We start from the raw sequence: 18,916 nt of genomic DNA on the forward strand, positions 1-18,916 counted from the left end.
GCTGAAGGTAACCCCGAAGGCAGTAACAGTCACGGCTGAGAACACGGGCAAGACGTATGGAGCTGCTGATCCTGAATTAACTGCACAAGTAAGCGGCACGCTGGGTAACGATACAGTCCGCTATACGCTGAGTCGTGAAAAAGGCGAAGACGTTGGCACCTATAAGATCACGCCAGCCGGAGCGGAAAGCCAGGGCAACTATAAGGTGAGCTATGAGACAGGAACCTTTACCATCAGCAAGTCTGGCTCATTGGTACTTACCGCTAACGGTTACGAAGGCGAATACGATGGCGAGTCTCACGCAGCAAGTGCAAGCGCAAGCGTAACCGAAGGCACAACGATTTCCTATCAGGTAGGAAATGAGGAATGGACGACAGAAGCTCCAAGCATCAAGGATGTCGGCGAGCAGACAGTCAAGGTCAAAGCCGAGAATGCAAACTATGAAACGGCAGAGACAAAAGTAATGCTGAAGGTAACCCCGAAGGCAGTAACAGTCACGGCTGAGAACACGGGCAAGACGTATGGAGCTGCTGATCCTGAATTAACTGCACAAGTAAGCGGCACGCTGGGTAACGATACAGTCCGCTATACGCTGAGTCGTGAAAAAGGCGAAGACGTTGGCACCTATAAGATCACGCCAGCCGGAGCGGAAAGCCAGGGCAACTATAAGGTGAGCTATGAGACAGGAACCTTTACCATCAGCAAGTCTGGCTCATTGGTACTTACCGCTAACGGTTACGAAGGCGAATACGATGGCGAGTCTCACGCAGCAAGTGCAAGCGCAAGCGTAACCGAAGGCACAACGATTTCCTATCAGGTAGGAAATGGTGAGTGGACGACAGAAGCTCCAAGCATCAAGGATGTCGGCGAGCAGAAAGTTAATGTCAAGGCCGAGAATGCAAACTATGAAACGGCGAAGACAACCGTAACGCTGAAGGTAATCCCGAAGGCAGTAACCATCATATCGGGAAGCGGAAGCTGGCCGTATGATAGCAACACTCACAGTGTTGAAATGGCAACCGCGAAAGGATTTGTCGGCAGTGATGGGGCAGCGTACAGCAACTTCGCGACGATTACCGAAAAGGGAACAAAGGACAATACCTTCGATTACACACTGAAGGAAGGAACCAACGGCGACAATTACAAGATCGAGCAGAACTATGGACAGCTTGAGATAACGGCAGCCGGTGAGGCTCATATCACGATCACTGGAAATACTGAGACACAGACCTACGACGGTACAGAGAAGACGGTGAGTGGGTATACGACGACCGATCTTCCTGCAGGGATCACGGTATCTCTGAAGAAAGACGTGAAAGCAGCAGCAAAGGGAACAGATGCGGGCGAGTATCCGATGGGTTTGACGGAAGGAAGCTTTGAAATCGGAGGCACCGATAATTATAAGAAGGTTACGGTGACTGTGAAAGATGGAGTGCTTACGATCAATAAAAAACAAATAACATTGAAGAGTGGCAGTGCTTCGAAGAAATATGATAAGGAGCCATTGACAAATCACACACTTGTACTTGGCGATGATATCATTCCGTTAACGATGCTGGCAGATAAAAATGATCTGACAATAGCAGACAAGGACAAGCTTGCACTCGGAATAGCAGAAAAGGATCAGATTACCTTCAATTTCACTGGAAGTCAGACTCTTGTCGGATCAAGTGCTAATACCTTTGAGTACACGATCAGTGAAAAAGCTCAGACCAGGGTTCAGCCGAGTCTGGCGGAAGCACTGAAGACGGCGGATCAGAAGGAGGAAGACGATAAGGTATCGAAGAACTACGCGGAGAACTACGAGATTAGTCTCGAGTTCGGAGAGCTGGAAGTAACGGACAACGAAGTTACGCCGGATAATGTAGTGACAAAGACACATGAAGACAAGACCTATCAGATTGGAGATTCGATTGAATTTACAATCAACGTAACAAATATTTATGACGATGTGAGAACCATCATCCTGCAGGAGCAGGACGGCGTTACCTTTGAGGATGGTGCGGATTCCGTTACCTTCGAGAATGTAAAGCCGGGAGAAACAATAAGTGCGAAGGCTGTTCACGTGGTAACTGCGGCGGATATTGAGGCCGGAGAGTACAGCAATACCGTGAAAGCCGTGTTTGAGAAAGCCGGCGGCAGTGAGCCGGGCGGCAACCCGGATGAATCGGGCGGCAATCCCGACGAGCCGGGTAAGACATGGGAGGCTTCTGACACAGAGGATGATTTCGCACACATGACGATCAGCAAGGAAGTTACAAGCAATCCGAAGAACGGCAGCAAGTATGTGGCGGGAGAAACGGTAACGTATCGGATTACCGTATCGAACGACGGAACTGTTGCCCTGACGGGACTTGTGATTACGGACGATCTGACCAATGCGACGTGGACGGCGGACAGCCTCATGGCAGGTGATACGCTGACTTATACGACATCCTATACCGTGACGGCGGCAGACGCAGCAAACGGAAGTGTGACAAATGTAGTGGCAGGACAGGCGGATGGCCTCAATACACCGGATCCGGGAACCGCAACCGTAACAACGGAAGTGGAGAAATCCGAGGAACCGGAGAATCCGGAACCGACACCACCGACGAAACCTGCAGAGCCGACACAGCCGGAAAAACCGGTAATTACACCGCAGGCAACGGTTACTCCGACCCCGATGGTAACTGCACCGCCGACAGAAATGCCGTCGACCAGACCAGTCCATACCGGGAATACAATCCGGAAGAATCCGGATACAATTCAGGAGCGGAGAACAAAACTCGTTCATACCGGAGCGGTTCGGACCGGTGACGCTGGAATGATTGGGGTCAACGTGATTATCGTGCTCGGAGCAGCAGCCGGAATCGGCGTTCTCATTCGCAAGAGAAAAAAGGAGAAGAAACAGTAACGGCATATGGCATGGATCGATAAGTATTGTGCCAGATGACAAAAACTAATTGAGAAGCATGGGGCAGCCCTCTCTTACAGCGGGAAATACCGCAGCCGGAGAGGGCTGCCTTTTATGCCCCTTATTAATGAATTATTAAAAAGACATTAATACATTCTCAACTTTACAGTTGACGAATGACGCCGTTTTTTATATAGTATTTATTATAATTCGAATAAGTGTAGAATAAAATAAGCAGACATGATGTACAAGCTGTGCAGATCTCGATCTGTACACTTTTTTTTTCTTTATTACTGTAAAGCGTTAATTTAGAAGAAAAACAGAGGTTACACAGCACCGAGGCAGTCTCTGCTTAGGAAAGAGGAGGAAAAATTGACTAAGTACATGGTAAAACGTGTGGTGCTGGCGATTGCGTCCATTATCATCGTTACACTCATCACATTCTTTGTTATGAACCTGATCCCGGGAGGGCCTTTCACGGCGGAGAAGGCTCCGAGCCAGGCGGTTATGGACGCGCTGACAAAGCGGTACAATCTGGATAAGCCCCTGGGAGAGCAGTACCTTCTCTATATGAGAAATCTTCTGCATGGCGACTGGGGAATTGATATGAAGAACGGAAGAGAGATCGGCCCGGATCTTTTCTCCAAGTTCGCGGTTTCCGTGAAGCTGGGCGGAATCGCCATGATCATCGCTGTTGTATTCGGCGTGATTCTCGGCTCCATTGCTGCGCTGAAGCGGAATAAGGTGCCGGATCGTATCATTATCTTCTTCACGACGCTGGGTACGGCGATGCCTTCTTTTATTCTGGCAACTCTGCTGCTTCTGGTGTTCTGCGTGCAGCTTGCGATTTTCCCGGTATTCAGCTCAAATCCGAGCCTTGTGCTCCCGGTGATTTCTCTGGCTGTCTACCCGACGGCGTATATCACGCGTCTGACGAAGACATCGATGCTGGACGCGCTGAGCCAGGACTATATCCGCACTGCGCGAGCGAAGGGCGTCAGCCGGTCAAAGATCATTTTTGTGCACGCGCTGAAGAACGGTCTGATTCCTGTCGTGACCTATCTCGGACCGCAGATTGCGTATATCATCACAGGATCGATGGTCGTGGAGACAATCTTCACTGTTCCGGGTCTTGGAACCTATTTTGTGAAAGCCATTACCGACCGGAACTACTCCGTGATCATGGCGACAACGATCTTCCTCGCGGTTCTGATGATCGTTGCAAACCTGATTACCGATATTGTATACAAGCTGATCGATCCGAGAATCAATTTTGAATGATCGCACAGAAGGAGCTTTGAAATGACTGAAACAGAGAATATATACAAGAAACGCCAGATTCTGTCTGCGCAGATCGATCTGAGCAAATTTAATAAGAAGAATTTTGAAAAAGCAACCGATGAGGAGAAGAAACAGCAGGATGTTATGGGGGAGTCCTCTACATTCCTGAAGGACGGACTCCGCCGTCTGAGAAAAAACCACATGGCGATGGCTTCCATCGTTGTTCTCATCCTTTTGATTGTGGCGATTATCGTGATTCCGATGATTGTTCCGTACAGCTACAGTGACATGATTACCGTGAACGGTCATCGTGACGGTACGGCGGTCAATCTGCCGCCGATGTATTATTCGCAGCGGGAGCTGCAGTACATGCAGAGCACCGGAGTGAGACTTTTTCCACATATTCTTGGAACCGATTCCCTGGGGCGTGATTACTTCATCCGTGTCGTATACGGCACCAGAGTCAGCCTTTCTGTCGGTGTCGTATCGGCGGTCATGGTTCTGATCATCGGTGTTCTCTACGGAACAATCTCCGGATATTTCGGCGGCAAGGTGGACCTGATCATGATGCGTATCGTCGATATCATCTATTCTCTGCCGGATATGCTGATCATCATTCTTCTGTCCGTGGTGCTGAACGCGCGGCTGACGCCTCTGATCAAGGGGACCGTGCTCGCAAAGCTCGGCGGCAACATGCTGGCGATGTTTATTGTGTTTGCCCTCCTTTACTGGGTGGGCATGGCCCGGCTGGTCAGAGGACAGATCCTTTCGATCAAGAACAATGAGTACATCCTCGCGGCAAAAGCGATCGGAACGCCGAATGGTCAGATCATGAGAAAGCATGTCGTGCCGAATGTACTTTCCATCATTATCATTACAACGGCTCTTCAGGTGCCGAGTGCTATTTTCACCGAAAGCTACCTTTCCTTCCTCGGACTTGGTGTCAATCTTCCGATGACATCCCTCGGATCCCTGGCAAATGATGCCCGGGCCACGATTACCTCTGCACCATACCGTCTGCTGGTTCCCGCTCTGGTTATCGTAGTCATCGTTCTTGCGCTGAACCTGATCGGCGACGGGCTCCGGGACGCGTTTGATTCGAAGCTGAACTGACAGATCCGGCATTGCCGGAGCTGGGGTATGTCAAGCCTCTGGCGGGTGTATGCCAGGCAGGGACGCTGATCGACGGCGCCGGATAAAAGCTGCGGTATGGAGGACCTATGGGTCTTATACCAGAACGGGTGCTGATCGACGGCGCCGGATGTAGGTTCCAGGAGAATTTCCTGAGAGGTGCGGTGTTTACCGGAAAAATGGTACCTGAATTTTTCCGGAAAATCAGAAAGGATGAAAGGGCAGAGAAAATCATGTCTGAAGAAAATAATTTACTATTGGAGGTTGACAACCTCCATACAAGCTTTTTTACAGATGCCGGTGAGGTAAAGGCGGTAAACGGAGTCACATTTAATCTGGAGAAGGGCAAGACCCTCGGAATCGTGGGAGAGTCGGGATCCGGAAAATCAGTAACCGCGTATTCAATCATGCAGATTCTCGCCGAGACCGGAAAGGTGGTGGAGGGGGAGATCCGCTACAAGGGCGAGGATATCACGAAGTGGGATGAGAAAAAGCTGTCGAAGTACCGCGGTGAGAAGGTGTCGATCATTTTTCAGGATCCGATGACTTCCCTGAATCCGGTGTTCACAATCGGTTATCAGCTGAAGGAGGCGATTCTTCTTCACACGAACAAGAATAAGGACGAGGCCTGGAAGCGGGCGGTTGAGATGCTGACACTCGTCGGAGTGAACGAGCCGGAGAGCCGGATGAAGCAGTATCCCTACGAGCTCTCCGGAGGCATGCGCCAGCGTGTTATGATTGCCATGGCGCTCTGCTGTGAGCCGGATATTCTGATCGCGGATGAGCCGACCACAGCACTGGATGTGACGATTCAGGCGCAGATTCTGGAGCTGATGCAGGATCTGCAGAAGAAGATGGGTATGGCGATTATCATGGTTACGCATGACCTGGGCGTCATTGCGTCCATGTGTGATGAGATCATCGTTATGTACGGCGGACGTGTCTGCGAGCGCGGCACCGCGGATGCTATTTTTTATCATCCGGCGCATGAGTATACAAAGGGGCTGCTGCGTTCCATTCCGACGACCGAAAACATGAATGAACGGCTGGTTCCGATCGGAGGAACGCCGATCAACCTCCTCAACATGCCGAAGGGCTGCGCTTTCTGCCCGCGGTGTGAAAATGCCATGAAGATTTGTCTGGAAAAGGTTCCGGACGAGTACCAGGTAGGGCCTGAGCATCGGGCGAGTTGCTGGATGAATGTGATGGACCTGTATGAAAATGAGGAGGTAAAGGCATGAGTGACAAGGAAAAAAAGCCGCTCCTTAAGGTAGAGCATCTGAAACAGTATTTCTCAGTATCCCAGGGCTTTCATAAGATTCCGCTGAAGGCAGTAGATGATATCAGCTTTGAGATCATGCCGGGTGAGACCCTGGGGCTGGTAGGAGAATCCGGATGCGGCAAGACGACGGTCGGCCGCACGCTTCTGCGGCTGTATGAGCCGACGGCAGGACGGATCACCTTCGAGGATCAGGTGCTCTTCGACAGCGGCGATATGTACGATGAGGAAGGAAATCCGGTTCTCGATTCAAACGGCAGGCCGAAGAAGGGAAAGCGTGTTGAGGTCAACATGCTTCCCTACCGGAAGAAGATGCAGATGGTATTCCAGGATCCGTATTCTTCGCTGGATCCCCGTATGACGGTTGAGGACATCGTCGGAGAGCCGCTGGACACTCATCACCTGTACAAGAACAGACAGGAGCGGAGAGAGAAGATCTTAAAGCTCCTGGAGACCGTCGGACTGAATGCCGAGCATGCGATGCGCTACGCACATGAGTTTTCCGGCGGACAGAGACAGCGAATCGGCATTGCCCGTGCGCTGGCAGTAAATCCGTCCTTCATCGTCTGCGATGAGGCGGTATCTGCTCTGGACGTATCGATTCAGGCGCAGGTTCTGAACATGTTTGAGGATCTGCAGGATCAGCTGGGCATCGCGTATCTCTTCATCGCGCATGACCTTCTGGTTGTGCAGCATATCTCCGACCGTATTGCGGTTATGTACCTGGGGCACATGATGGAGATTGCGGACGCGGACGAGCTGATGAATCATCCGATTCATCCGTACACGCTGTCGCTGCTCTCCGCAATTCCGATTCCGGATCCGGAAACGGCCAGACACAGTCACCGGATCATTCTGGAGGGCGATGTGCCAAGTCCTCTTCATATGCCGACCGGCTGTCCGTTCCGTACGCGCTGCAAGTATGCAACGGAGAAGTGTACGCAGGAAAGACCGCCTCTGACAGACAGGGGAAACGGACACAGGTGTGCGTGCTGGAACCGGTAAATGATGCGGTATCAGCAAGAATATATGCGGAATCGGCTGGAGTGAGTAATTGACAGGCGGAATATTCCGTATTGATCTTTTACGGTCATATCTCCCGCAGGGGAGTCTGACATAAACCATTATATGCATATCAATGGCTTTTTGAGGTCACATCTCCCGCAGGGGAGTTTGACATAAATATCTATCTGGCAACAGATAGCAGAAATCAGGAGGAAGAAATATGAAAAAGAAGTTAGTCGCATTAGTGCTGGCGTCTGCCATGGCAGTCGGCCTCGGCGCGTGTGGAAATGCCGGTTCTCTCAAGGAGGGAGGCAACGCTGTTTCCGGTTCGAATGCAGCTGCAGCAACAAGCACAGGAAGTGAAGCGGCAGGCGGCACTGCCGGAGATAAGACTCCTTCCAGCGCAAAGCTGAATTCTGATGCAAGCACACTGTACATCAACCTCGCGTCTGAGCCGCAGCATCTGGATCCTGCGCTGAACAACACCGTTGACGGTGCCTGCCTGGCAGTCAACTCCTTCGTAGGTCTGTACACCTATGACAAGGATGACAAGCTCACGCCGGCGATCGCGGACGGCGATCCGCAGATCTCCGATGACGGAACCCAGTGGACCATCAAGCTGAAGCAGACAAAGTGGTCCGATGGCACAGACCTGACGGCAAAGGATTTTGTATACAGCTGGAACCGTGCAGCAAATCCGGACACCGCGGCGGATTACGGATATCTTTTTGACGTTATCGCGAAAAATGATGACGGAACGCTTAAAGTAGAAGCTCCGGACGATTACACACTGACCATCACACTGAACAATCCGTGTGCATACTTCGACCAGCTTCTTGCGTTCCCGGTATTTGATCCGGTTCCGCAGGCATCCGTTGAAGCGGCAGACCCGAACGGCGACAATCCCGGAAACTGGGCTGCTGAGGCAGGCTTTGTATCCAACGGTGCTTACACCTGCACAGCATGGAATCATGACGCATCCATGGAATATACAAAGAACCCGAACTTCTATGATGCAGATAACGTAACCATCGATAAGCTGAACTTCATGCTTTCCGCGGATGACACCGCTACCTTTGCGGCATATAACAGCGGAGATCTTGATTTCATCGATAATATTTCCACCGACGAGGTTCCGAATGTAAAGGACTTCTCTGATTTCTATATCGCGGATATGCTTGGAACCGTATACACCGGTTTCAATGTCAATGCATCTCTCTTTGACGGAATGACCGAGCAGCAGGCAAGCGATTTCCGTAAGGCATGCTCTCTGGTTATCGACAGACAGTATCTTGCGGATACCGTAGGTCAGACCGGTCAGGAGCCGGCAGGTTCCTATGTTCCGTCCGCGATGTCTGACGGAAACGGTAGCACCTGGTCTCAGACGTATTATGACGCTGCTACCACAGGAGCTGACAACGTTGAGGAGGCTGTAAAGCTTCTGGAGAGCGCTACCGGCTACACCTTTACCGATAATGGTGATGGAACCTATACACCGTCTACACCGATTTCCATTGAGTACCTGACGAACTCCGGTTCAACCAATGAGAAGGCTGCTCAGCTGATTCAGGACGACCTGAGCAAGCTTGGAATCGAAGTAAACATCAAGACCGAGGACTGGAAGGTATTCATTGCTGACCGTCAGAATGGAAACTACACGATGTGCCGCGGCGGATGGGTTGCAGACTATGATGATCCTTCCAACATGCTTGAGGTATTCCAGACCAGCAGCGGAAACAACGATATGCAGTTCGGCAAGAACCCGACCTCTGCGGCACCGCAGAACTGGGCGGATTATGATAAGCTTCTTGAGGATGCCCGCACAGAGGTAGACATCGCAAAGCGTACCGATGACCTTGTAAAGGCCGAGAAGATGCTGATGGATACCAACGCGGTAATCCCGCTCTACTTCTACAACGATGTCTACATGATGAAGTCCAACGTTTCCGGCGTATACATGACCAAGACCGGCAACAAGTACTTCATGTACGCAACAAAGACTGCGCAGTAACAGCTTCTGTTCGCAGTGTGAATGAAATGAATCACATATGCTGATTGTGGACGAGACCGTCCGGGAAATTCCCGGGCGGTCTCGTTTTCAATTTACGCGAACAGTGAGCTGCAGCCGAATGCGAAGTATTCGTGTGCGGCGAGCGTCGCGATAGTGAGATAAAACTCGCGCAGCGTGTTTTATCTCGTTTTCGGCGAGTCTGCCATAGGGGCTGCGCACGTTTCATAGGCTGTGATTCATGAAAACGTCACCATCAGGAACTGCCACAGAGAAAAACGGTGTGATGCAAATGCAATGAATACACTTGCGTTTCAAGAGTTAGGTTTGGCTAATTTTACAATACAAAATTCTGAAATAGAGGTTTATAACCATCATAAGATACAAAATAATTGAAATATTTACATATATATTGTTTATATTTCATCTTATTTGCGATATAATCGAAGCATGGCCAAAAACAGTGACCCGTAAGGGCCGCATGGATAAGGAGGGATGGTATGCTGGAAGAATGCTACTACAAAAAGGCGGATGAAATTATTGCCGGCTATGGAAAAAAGCCATCGTCGCTGATTCCGATTATGCAGGATATTCAGGCGGAATATCGATACCTGCCGGGCGAGCTGCTGACCTACGTGGCGAAGCAGATCGGTATCAGTGAGTCCAAGGCTTACAGCGTGGCTACATTCTACGAGAACTTTTCGTTCGAGGAGAAGGGAAAGTATGTGATCAAGGTCTGTGACGGCACGGCCTGTCATGTCAGAAAATCCGCGCCGATTCTGGAGGCGTTCCAGAAGGAGCTCGGGCTGAGCGCGAAGAAACACACGACGGACGACATGCTTTTTACCGTTGAAACGGTTTCGTGCCTCGGAGCATGCGGACTGGCTCCGACGGTCATGGTTAACGAGGAGGTTCATCCGAAGATGACGCCGGAATCGGCGCTGGAGCTGATTCATGAACTGCGAGGTGACCGGAATGATTAGAACGAGAGAGGATCTGAAGAAGAGAACAGAGCTTGCCAATGAAGTAATGGCTTCCTATGACTGCCGTATACTCGTCTGTTCCGGTACTGGCTGTATCGCGTCCGGTTCTGAGAAGGTATATGAAGAATTCATGCGTATTGTCGGGGATACGCCGGGCGTGACCCTGGAGTTCGGATCCCATGGTCCGGAGGCACATCTGGGAGTCCGGAAGACCGGCTGCCAGGGCGTCTGTGAGCTCGGACCGCTTGTGAGAATTCAGAAGGGCGATAAGGTTGTGCAGTATACGAAGGTACAGCCGTCCGACTGTCAGGAGATTTTCAACCGCACTGTTATGGGCGATGATGTCATTGAGAGCCTTTTGTACAAGCAGAAGGGCGTGACATATACTTCGCCGGATGAGATTCCTTTTATTGCGAAGCAGACCCGGATTGTTCTGGAAAACTGCGGAAAGTACGATTCGGAGTCTCTGGATGAGTATCTTGCGTCCGGAGGATTTCAGGCATTCCAGAAGGCGCTTTTCGAGATGAAACCGGAGGAAATCGTCGATGAGGTCGACCGGTCCGGACTCAGAGGAAGAGGCGGCGGTGGATTCCCCACGGGAAGAAAATGGAAGCAGGTGGCGCGTCAGAAGGAGAAGGAGCGCTATGTCGTCTGCAACGGCGACGAGGGAGACCCGGGAGCGTTCATGGACGGCTCTGTTATGGAGGGAGATCCCTACAAGCTGATCGAGGGCATGATGATCGCCGGATATGCGGTGAGCAGTGAAAACGGATACATCTACGTGCGTGCGGAGTACCCGATGTCCGTTGCAAGACTGCGCCACGCGATCGCGGAGCTGGAGGACAAGGGACTGCTCGGTGATCACATCCTGGGAACCGATTTCAACTTCCATATGCATATCAACCGCGGTGCCGGTGCGTTTGTCTGCGGAGAGGGCTCTGCGCTGACCGCATCAATCGAAGGAAACCGGGGCATGCCGAGAGTCAAGCCGCCGAGAACGGTTGAGAAGGGCCTGTGGGCGAAACCGACTGTTCTGAACAATGTCGAGACCTATGCAAACGTACCGAAAATCGTGCTTCAGGGTGCAGACTGGTACCGCAGCATCGGAACCGAGAGTTCACCCGGCACGAAGACCTTCTCTCTGACCGGCTCCATTCAGAATACCGGTCTGATCGAGGTCCCGATGGGAACAACGCTCCGCGAGATCATTTTTGACATCGGGGGTGGAATGAAGGACGGCGGAACCTTTAAGGCGGTTCAGATCGGCGGCCCCTCCGGCGGATGCCTGACGAAGGACCATCTGGATGTGCCGCTTGATTTTGAGACGGTGAAGAAATACGGAGCGATCGTCGGATCCGGCGGTCTGGTTGTCATGGATGACAGCACATGTATGGTGGAGGTTGCCCGATTCTTCATGAGCTTCACGCAGAGAGAGTCCTGTGGAAAGTGCGTTCCATGTCGTGAGGGCACAAAGCGCATGCTGGAAATACTGGAGAAGATTGTCGGCGGCAAGGGCGAGCTGGAGGACCTGGACCGCCTGGAGGAACTGGCGACAATGGTGAAGAACATGTCTCTGTGCGGACTTGGCAAGAGTGCGCCGCTGCCGGTTCTGAGTACCCTGAATACCTTCCGGGATGAATATATCGAGCATATCGTGGACAAAAAATGTCGTGCCAAGGTCTGCACCGCGCTGCGCCGGTTTGTGATCAATCCGGAATTCTGCCGCGGCTGCGGAAAGTGCGCGAAGAACTGTCCGGTCGGTGCGATCACAGGTGTCCGCAAGGAGTGCTATCACATTGATAATGATCTCTGTATCAAGTGCTCGACCTGCAAGGACAACTGTGCGTTCGACGCGATTTATATTGAGGCATAGGAGGGATGAGATGGGAGTTATAACGATTGACGGCAGAAAAGTCGAATTTACCGACGAGAAAAATCTTCTTACAATCATCAGAAAAGCGGGCATCGATATCCCTACCCTCTGCTATCACTCGGAGCTGTCTACGTTTGGCGCGTGCAGACTGTGCATGGTTGAGGATGAGCGGGGAAGAATGTTTGCCTCCTGCTCCGAGGAGCCCCGGGACGGAATGGTGATCCGCACCAATACGGAAAGGCTTCGCAAGTACCGCAAGCTGATCATTGAGCTTCTTCTGGCGGCGCACTGCAGAGACTGTCTGACCTGTGAAAAAAGCGGTGACTGTAATCTTCAGACACTGGCAAAGCGTTTCGGCATCATGCATGTGCGCTTCCAGAACTACAAGGAGCAGATGCCACTGGATTTCAGCTCCCCGTCGATTGTACGGGATCCGAATAAATGCATCCTCTGCGGGAACTGCGTCCGCGTATGCAGTGAGCTGCAGGGAATCGAGGCGATCAATTTCGCAAACCGCGGCGCGGAAGCCATGGTTATGCCTGCGTTTGACAAGCCGATCGGAGAGACCGACTGCGTAAACTGCGGACAGTGCCGTGTATTCTGTCCGACAGGCGCGATCAGCATCCACCACAACCGGACAGAGGTGTGGAATCTTCTTGGAGATCCGGATGTGCGCGTGATCGCTCAGGTAGCACCGGCTGTCCGTGTGGCGGTGGGAGCTGCCTTCGGCCTTCCGAAGGGCAAGAGTGTGATGGGCAAGATTGCGAACGTACTACGCCGCATCGGCTTTGACGAGGTGTATGATACCACGTTCGGCGCGGATCTGACCATTATGGAGGAGGCTTCGGAGTTTGTGGACCGCGTGGAAAACGGGGGAGCATTGCCGCTTCTGACGAGCTGCTGTCCGGCGTGGGTAAAGTTTGTGGGCGATCAGTACCCCGATCTTATACCGAATGTTTCGACGTGCCGTTCACCGCAGGGAATGCTCTCCGCGGTTACAAAGGAGTATTATCGTGATCCGGCAAATAATACGGACGGCAGAAGAACGGTCATGGTATCCATCATGCCGTGTACGGCGAAGAAGATGGAGGCGAAGAGACCGAACAGCTTCACAGACGGAGAGCAGGATACGGACTATGTTCTGACAACGACCGAACTGATCGATATGATCCGTACCTCGGGAATTGATTTCGCGGATCTGGAGCCGGAGGCTTCCGATGTTCCATTCGGTCTTGGATCCGGCGGCGGTGTTATCTTCGGTGTATCCGGCGGTGTGACCGAGGCGGTTCTGCGGAGGATTACAGAAGGACATGACCAGGAGACGCTGGATCGGATCGCAGCCTGCGGCGTGCGTGAAGATGAGTTCATCCGCGAGTTCGCTGTTCCCTATAAGGACAGAGAGCTGAAGATCTGCGTCGTATCCGGACTGGCGGACGCCGGAAAGGTGATGGAACAGGTGAAAAGCGGCGAGAAGCATTTCGATCTCATCGAGGTGATGGCCTGCCGCCGCGGATGTATCATGGGCGGAGGACAGCCTCGTCTTGCCGGCGACCGCACGAAGGCTGCCAGAAGAGACGGCATCTATAAGGCTGACCACAGCTCGGTGATCCGCAAGTGCAACGAGAATCCGACGATACTGTCACTTTATGACGGAATGCTCAAGGGGAAGGAGCACAGACTGCTTCATAACGAGAGATTCTGCGCGGAATGAATTAAGAAAATAAAAGGATAAGCGGGAAGCCCTGTCACGATTGACAGGGCTTTCTGTGTGTGTATATCTTTTGTGAGCCGGAGCGGATCAGGTCAGGAACCCAGGCGCGCAGAGCAGGACAGATATGTTTAAGTATGTATTTTGTATACCGGATCTGGTCAGGTGCCCGGGCGGGCAGGGCGGGACGGATATGTTTGAATATATATTTTGTAGATCGGGAACGGTCTGCTTACTGTGAGGTGAGGGATGCCTGCCTCCTGTAGTCCCTAGGCGCCATGTGGTATCTGGCCTGGAACGCGCGGTTGAAGGTCGCCTGGCTCTGGAAACCGCAGTCGAGGTAGATATCCGTGACAGAACGGTCGCTGTCTGCAAGGAGCGCGGACGCATGCTGAAGCCGGACATCGTTGAGATAATGGTTGAAATTCTGGTGAAACACACCGGAAAAGACCCGGGAGAGTGCAAAAGGGCTGATTCCGAGCGCCTGCGACATCGTGGTCAGAGAGATGTCCTCCCGGTAGTGAGCGGATATGTACACCGCTGTCTGATATACGATGTCGTGATCCTTCAGATCTGTTCTTTTCTGCAGCTTCAGAAGAGGGAGACTGCTGGCAAGAATGATCTGTGTGAAGGAGTGGTTCAGCGTATTGATGCAGGCGGCATTCAGCTGCTCGGACATGGGAGAGGAGCGGGAGACCTTTCCAGACTTTGTACCAGTGCTTTGAGGGACAGTCCTGTCGGAGGCGTGCTTCGGCGCGGATGTGACGGAACAGCTTTCATTGTCCTGTATCGCGACGATACCTGATGCATCGGAAGGCACAGCCGTGTCCGCGGTTTCTGCCAGATCAGAGAGATCCTGCGGCGGAAGCTCGGGAACATTATTATTTCCGTGGGTAGGATTGAGAAAATCAGGCGAGGAATACAGATGTTCGCGATTGATTTTCATCAGGTTCTTCAGCGCATAGATTACATTCGGCGGAACCTGCTCCTTCGGGATCACCGGATTCTCCGGCTCGTAGTTTCGAAGAAAGTCTGCATAGATTCCGAAATAGGCCGGAGATGCCAGAAGGGTGACGTGCTGATTCGTGCCCTGGGAAAAAACCTGATAGTGGTGAATGAGATTCGGGAAGATGACGCCGAGATCACCCGGCTTCATCTCGAACAGGTCGGTTCCGGTTCCGGCTACAATCGAACCGTTCGTCACAAGAATGATTTCGATTGACTGGTGCAGATGGGGAGGAATATGAATAGAATTCTGCTTCACGATCTGCAGATGATCGGCGCTTTCTTCGTAAATTGGTATCACGGCGGTCCTCCTTGCAAGATTTGATTGGTTTTTTATTCCTTTTGAAGCGAAGTATATCAGAATATGCGGTATTTTACAATTGCAGCGAGGAAGAAACAAAGCAATAAGAAACAAGGAAATCAGGAAACCGGGAAAGATTTGAAAAGATCTGAAAAGGTCGTGAAAGACCTGAAAAGATCTGGGAAGACTCGGAAAGCCTGGAAACACCTGAGAACCTATACAACAGACAGATCATTACGAAAGAGAGGATATAGATTATGATGAACACAAACGCAACAACAAAGAACAACAATGTAATGGGAAAGAACACAGCAAGAGTATATAACGGAAGAAATACAAAGACATCTCTTAAGGATCGCTTCCATGCATATATGAGAGAGGTTGTTGATTTCTACGGTGATATCGCAAGAAGAAGCGGATATCGTAATCCGATGGGCTTCTGATGAAAGAAGGAGACCGCAATTCGGAGACTCCGGAAGGTAAGAGCCGGAGCTTCGGCGAAGGATTATTGAGCAATGCAAACAGAACAGATATTTTTCTCCGGAGAAAACCGGAGATCGGAAAATGGACAGAAAACGGATGGATCTCTTGATTGAGACTGCCGCTTTTCTGTCTTTTTCTTTTTATGTGTTGCTTTTCTGTCTTTTCTTTTTGTGTGTTGCTTTTCTGTCATTTTCTTTTTGTATGTTATATAATGGATCGGAGTATTCAGCGGGATGATCTGCAATATCCAGGGATTCGTTCTTGTTTTCTTAACGCTGATGAATCAATGATTTCACAGAATGATGCTTGACGCGGCGCGGCCGCGAATGACAGCAGAGCAGAAAATTCGCGACCTGACGGGCACTGTGAACAGAAACAGGTATACCTGATTATGCGGCGAGCCTAAACAGGTATGTCTGGTTATCCGGTGAAGAGAAATGGGCAGATCTGAATATGCGGCGAATCGAAACAGGTATGTCTGATTATCTGGTGAACGGAAATAGGTAGGTCTGAATATAATGAGAGAACTGTATAAGGAAGGGAGAAATACATTATGGCATGGTACGATGAAGCGGTTTTTTATCATATTTATCCTTTGGGACTTACCGGCGCGCCGAAGCAGAATGACTACAGTGAGCCTGTGCACCGCATGAAGAAGCTGATCCCATGGATTGATCATATGAAGGAGATCGGATGCAGCGCGCTGTATATCGGACCGCTTTTTGAATCGGCAAGTCATGGATATGATACCACCGATTACCGGAAACTGGACAGCAGACTGGGAGACAACGAGGATCTGAAGGAGTTCGTGTCAAGGTGCCATAAGGCCGGAATCCGGGTTATTTTTGACGGTGTATTCAACCATACTGGAAGAGACTTCTTCGCGTTCCGGGATCTGCAGAAGAATCGTGAGAGCTCTGCATATCGGGACTGGTACTGCAATGTAAATTTCGGCGGGAATAATGAGTACAACGATGGATTTTCTTATGAGAACTGGGGCGGATACAATCTGCTGGTCAAGCTGAACCAGAGAAACCCGGAGGTTCAGAATTACATCTGTGATACGATCCGGTTCTGGGTGAAGGAGTTTGATGTGGACGGCATTCGCCTGGACGCGGCAGATGTGCTGGATTTTGATTTTATGAAGTGTCTGCGCAGAACCGCCAATGAGGTGAAGAAGGACTTCTGGCTGATGGGCGAGGTCATTCACGGCGACTATATCCGGTGGTCAAATCCGGAGATGCTCCACGCTGTCACGAATTACTGTCTGCACAAGGCACTCTATTCCGGACACAATGAGCACAATTATTTTGAGATTGCGCACACGGTACGAAGGCTGTACGAAATGGGCGGCAACCGGCCGGACGGACTCGGTCTCTACAATTTTGTGGACAATCATGATGTGGAGCGGATTTACACAAAGCTGAACAATAAGGCACATATGTTCCCGGTACATGTCCTGCTCTATACCCTTCCGGGAGTGCCGTCGATCTATTATGGCTCGGAGTTCGGCATCGAGGGACGCAAGGAATGGGGAAGTGACGCATCGCTTCGGCCGGAGCTGAACCTCGATGATTACAGGGATGCGGTAAGAACAAATCCGATCACGAGAGAAATCGCTGCGCTTGGACGGATCCGGCAGTCGGTGAAGGCACTTTCGTATGGAGCGTATAAAGAACTTCTGCTGACAAACCGGCAGTATGCGTTTGCCAGGGAGTGGAATGGGGAGAATGTGCTGGTCACGGTAAATAATGATGACAATGATTTTACCATGACGATATCTGCCGAGGGCGGGGAACGGTTTGTCGGAGGACTTGCCGGAACGTCGGTGACCGCGCAGAACGGGCAGCTGACCGTCACAATCAAGGCAAATTCCGGAGAGATCTGGATCCCGGCGGCGGAAGGGGAGAACCCGGATTTCATGAAAACACCGGTATGCAAGGCAGAATCAGGAAACATAGATACTCCGGCATGTGAGGAGGAAACCGACATTGCGGATACTCGGGCATGTGAGGTGGAATCCGAAATGAAGGATGGCGCGGCATGTGAGGCGGAATCCGAAGTAAAGGATGGCGCGGCATGCGGGGCAGACTCCGAAATGAAGGATACGTTGACAGCGGAGACGGAATCCGGAATACGGCAGCCTGGAGAGCAGGTTTCGGAGGAAAGCATAGAGAAGAAGACCGGGAGACTTCTCAAGGAAGCAGCTGGAAAATCGTACGAGGAGATGACAGTCGAGGAACTGCAGGCGGCTATTTTGGCAAAACTTGCGTCGAATGGACCTGTCACAGATCAGATGAAGCGCGATGTGGCGGAGAATATCTGGCATGATTCCCTGGTGAACTGGGTAAAGAGCTTCCGATGAGAACGGAATTCAAAGCCACCGGCTGGTCCGGTGGCTTTGTTGTCAATTTTATTAAGCCGATAATAGCATTGACAAAGACCAGACGCAGGTGTATTTTTAAATTACATATGAATAAATGAACATATGTTTAATAAAACAAAAGAAAATATCGTTGCCACATGAAGAAATTTCAACAGACAGGGGGTGCCTATGAGCGACATGGATGACATCAGGAAGAAAGGAACGGAGCTGATTCGTGACGCGGAGAAAGTGTCACAGGAAGTGAAGGCTGCGGAGATAGAGCAGAAGGAGAAAGAGGAACGCTTGGCGGAAGAGCGGGAGGAGGCGCTGAAGAATTCCGAGACCAGGAAATTCGACGCGGCGAAACTGTTACGGGAGCAGGAGCGGTCCGAAAAAGAGCGGGCTGAACAAGAGCGGTCAGAACAGGAACGGTCCGGAAAGGAGCGGGCTGAACAGGAACAGTTAGAAGAGGATGGGCCTGAACATGACAGGCCCGAACAGGAGCGGTCTGGATCGGAGAATTCAGGACAGCCGCAGTCAGAACAGCAGGAGTCAGAGCAACGGAAATCAGGGCAGAAGCCTGTGAAGAAAGAAAAGG

At 51.3% G+C, this 18,916-nt stretch carries 13 protein-coding genes; 12 read left to right on the plus strand and 1 reads right to left on the minus strand.

Features of this window, described 5'->3' with window-relative positions:
- From ACTQZS_RS05225 to ACTQZS_RS05265, 9 genes are all read left to right on the plus strand, one after another.
- Window positions 1-2,896, plus strand: a 2,896-nt coding sequence (locus tag ACTQZS_RS05225) for an MBG domain-containing protein (RefSeq protein WP_441474895.1), incomplete at its 5' end; no start/stop codon positions are given.
- Between the two features lie 372 nt (window positions 2,897-3,268).
- Window positions 3,269-4,177 carry an ABC transporter permease gene (locus ACTQZS_RS05230; protein WP_441474896.1) on the plus strand — a complete coding sequence of 303 codons (909 nt, stop codon included), beginning with the start codon at window positions 3,269-3,271 and terminating at the stop codon, window positions 4,175-4,177.
- Window positions 4,178-4,198: 21 nt separating this feature from the next.
- Complete coding sequence (locus ACTQZS_RS05235; RefSeq protein WP_441101435.1) at window positions 4,199-5,290, plus strand: ABC transporter permease; 1,092 nt, start codon at window positions 4,199-4,201, stop codon at window positions 5,288-5,290.
- 251 nt (window positions 5,291-5,541) lie between these two features.
- The gene (locus ACTQZS_RS05240) at window positions 5,542-6,549 is read left to right on the plus strand and encodes an ABC transporter ATP-binding protein (RefSeq protein WP_441101436.1); all 1,008 of its coding nucleotides are present in this window, start codon (window positions 5,542-5,544) and stop codon (window positions 6,547-6,549) included.
- Window positions 6,546-7,592 (plus strand): ABC transporter ATP-binding protein, encoded by a 1,047-nt coding sequence (locus tag ACTQZS_RS05245; protein WP_441474897.1) that lies wholly within the window; start codon window positions 6,546-6,548, stop codon window positions 7,590-7,592. Before ACTQZS_RS05240 ends, ACTQZS_RS05245 begins: the two co-directional genes overlap by 4 nt.
- Before the next feature lie 220 nt (window positions 7,593-7,812).
- Entirely contained in the window at window positions 7,813-9,603 is a 1,791-nt protein-coding gene (locus ACTQZS_RS05250) for a peptide ABC transporter substrate-binding protein (RefSeq protein ID WP_441474898.1), read from the plus strand.
- A 497-nt stretch (window positions 9,604-10,100) separates the two neighbouring features.
- Window positions 10,101-10,583 carry a complex I 24 kDa subunit family protein gene (locus ACTQZS_RS05255; RefSeq protein ID WP_441101439.1) on the plus strand — a complete coding sequence of 161 codons (483 nt, stop codon included), beginning with the start codon at window positions 10,101-10,103 and terminating at the stop codon, window positions 10,581-10,583.
- Window positions 10,576-12,456 (plus strand): NADH-ubiquinone oxidoreductase-F iron-sulfur binding region domain-containing protein, encoded by a 1,881-nt coding sequence (locus ACTQZS_RS05260; protein WP_441101440.1) that lies wholly within the window; start codon window positions 10,576-10,578, stop codon window positions 12,454-12,456. The genes ACTQZS_RS05255 and ACTQZS_RS05260 overlap by 8 nt, the downstream gene beginning before the upstream one ends.
- A gap of 10 nt (window positions 12,457-12,466) precedes the next feature.
- Complete coding sequence (locus tag ACTQZS_RS05265) at window positions 12,467-14,167, plus strand: [FeFe] hydrogenase, group A (RefSeq protein WP_441474899.1); 1,701 nt, start codon at window positions 12,467-12,469, stop codon at window positions 14,165-14,167.
- Between the two features lie 229 nt (window positions 14,168-14,396).
- On the opposite strand, the gene ACTQZS_RS05270 is transcribed toward ACTQZS_RS05265, so the two are convergent.
- The gene (locus ACTQZS_RS05270; protein ID WP_441474900.1) at window positions 14,397-15,470 is read right to left on the minus strand and encodes an AraC family transcriptional regulator; all 1,074 of its coding nucleotides are present in this window, start codon (window positions 15,468-15,470) and stop codon (window positions 14,397-14,399) included.
- Between the two features lie 257 nt (window positions 15,471-15,727).
- Here ACTQZS_RS05270 and ACTQZS_RS05275 point away from each other — a divergent pair, with 257 nt between their 5' ends.
- From ACTQZS_RS05275 to ACTQZS_RS05285, 3 genes are all read left to right on the plus strand, one after another.
- The gene (locus ACTQZS_RS05275) at window positions 15,728-15,913 is read left to right on the plus strand and encodes a hypothetical protein (RefSeq protein ID WP_441474901.1); all 186 of its coding nucleotides are present in this window, start codon (window positions 15,728-15,730) and stop codon (window positions 15,911-15,913) included.
- A complete protein-coding gene (locus ACTQZS_RS05280) occupies window positions 15,913-16,062 on the plus strand; it encodes a hypothetical protein (protein ID WP_441474902.1) in 150 nt (49 codons plus the stop codon). The genes ACTQZS_RS05275 and ACTQZS_RS05280 overlap by 1 nt, the downstream gene beginning before the upstream one ends.
- Window positions 16,063-16,506: 444 nt before the next feature.
- The gene (locus ACTQZS_RS05285) at window positions 16,507-18,318 is read left to right on the plus strand and encodes an alpha-amylase family glycosyl hydrolase (protein WP_441474903.1); all 1,812 of its coding nucleotides are present in this window, start codon (window positions 16,507-16,509) and stop codon (window positions 18,316-18,318) included.
- Window positions 18,319-18,916: the final 598 nt, after the last annotated feature.

This window comes from Bilifractor sp. LCP19S3_H10 (genome assembly GCF_052119185.1).
Classification (GTDB): Bacteria; Bacillota; Clostridia; order Lachnospirales; family Lachnospiraceae; genus Bilifractor.

What these genes read in the sequence shown, in the direction of transcription:
- ACTQZS_RS05285 (WP_441474903.1), top strand. Translation starts at nt 16,507, where the DNA reads ATGGCATGGTACGATGAAGCGGTTTTTTATCATATTTATCCTTTGGGA.
- ACTQZS_RS05240 (WP_441101436.1), top strand. Translation starts at nt 5,542, where the DNA reads ATGTCTGAAGAAAATAATTTACTATTGGAGGTTGACAACCTCCATACA.
- ACTQZS_RS05280 (WP_441474902.1), top strand. Translation starts at nt 15,913, where the DNA reads ATGAAAGAAGGAGACCGCAATTCGGAGACTCCGGAAGGTAAGAGCCGG.
- ACTQZS_RS05250 (WP_441474898.1), top strand. Translation starts at nt 7,813, where the DNA reads ATGAAAAAGAAGTTAGTCGCATTAGTGCTGGCGTCTGCCATGGCAGTC.
- ACTQZS_RS05255 (WP_441101439.1), top strand. Translation starts at nt 10,101, where the DNA reads ATGCTGGAAGAATGCTACTACAAAAAGGCGGATGAAATTATTGCCGGC.
- ACTQZS_RS05245 (WP_441474897.1), top strand. Translation starts at nt 6,546, where the DNA reads ATGAGTGACAAGGAAAAAAAGCCGCTCCTTAAGGTAGAGCATCTGAAA.
- ACTQZS_RS05235 (WP_441101435.1), top strand. Translation starts at nt 4,199, where the DNA reads ATGACTGAAACAGAGAATATATACAAGAAACGCCAGATTCTGTCTGCG.
- ACTQZS_RS05260 (WP_441101440.1), top strand. Translation starts at nt 10,576, where the DNA reads ATGATTAGAACGAGAGAGGATCTGAAGAAGAGAACAGAGCTTGCCAAT.
- ACTQZS_RS05275 (WP_441474901.1), top strand. Translation starts at nt 15,728, where the DNA reads ATGATGAACACAAACGCAACAACAAAGAACAACAATGTAATGGGAAAG.
- ACTQZS_RS05265 (WP_441474899.1), top strand. Translation starts at nt 12,467, where the DNA reads ATGGGAGTTATAACGATTGACGGCAGAAAAGTCGAATTTACCGACGAG.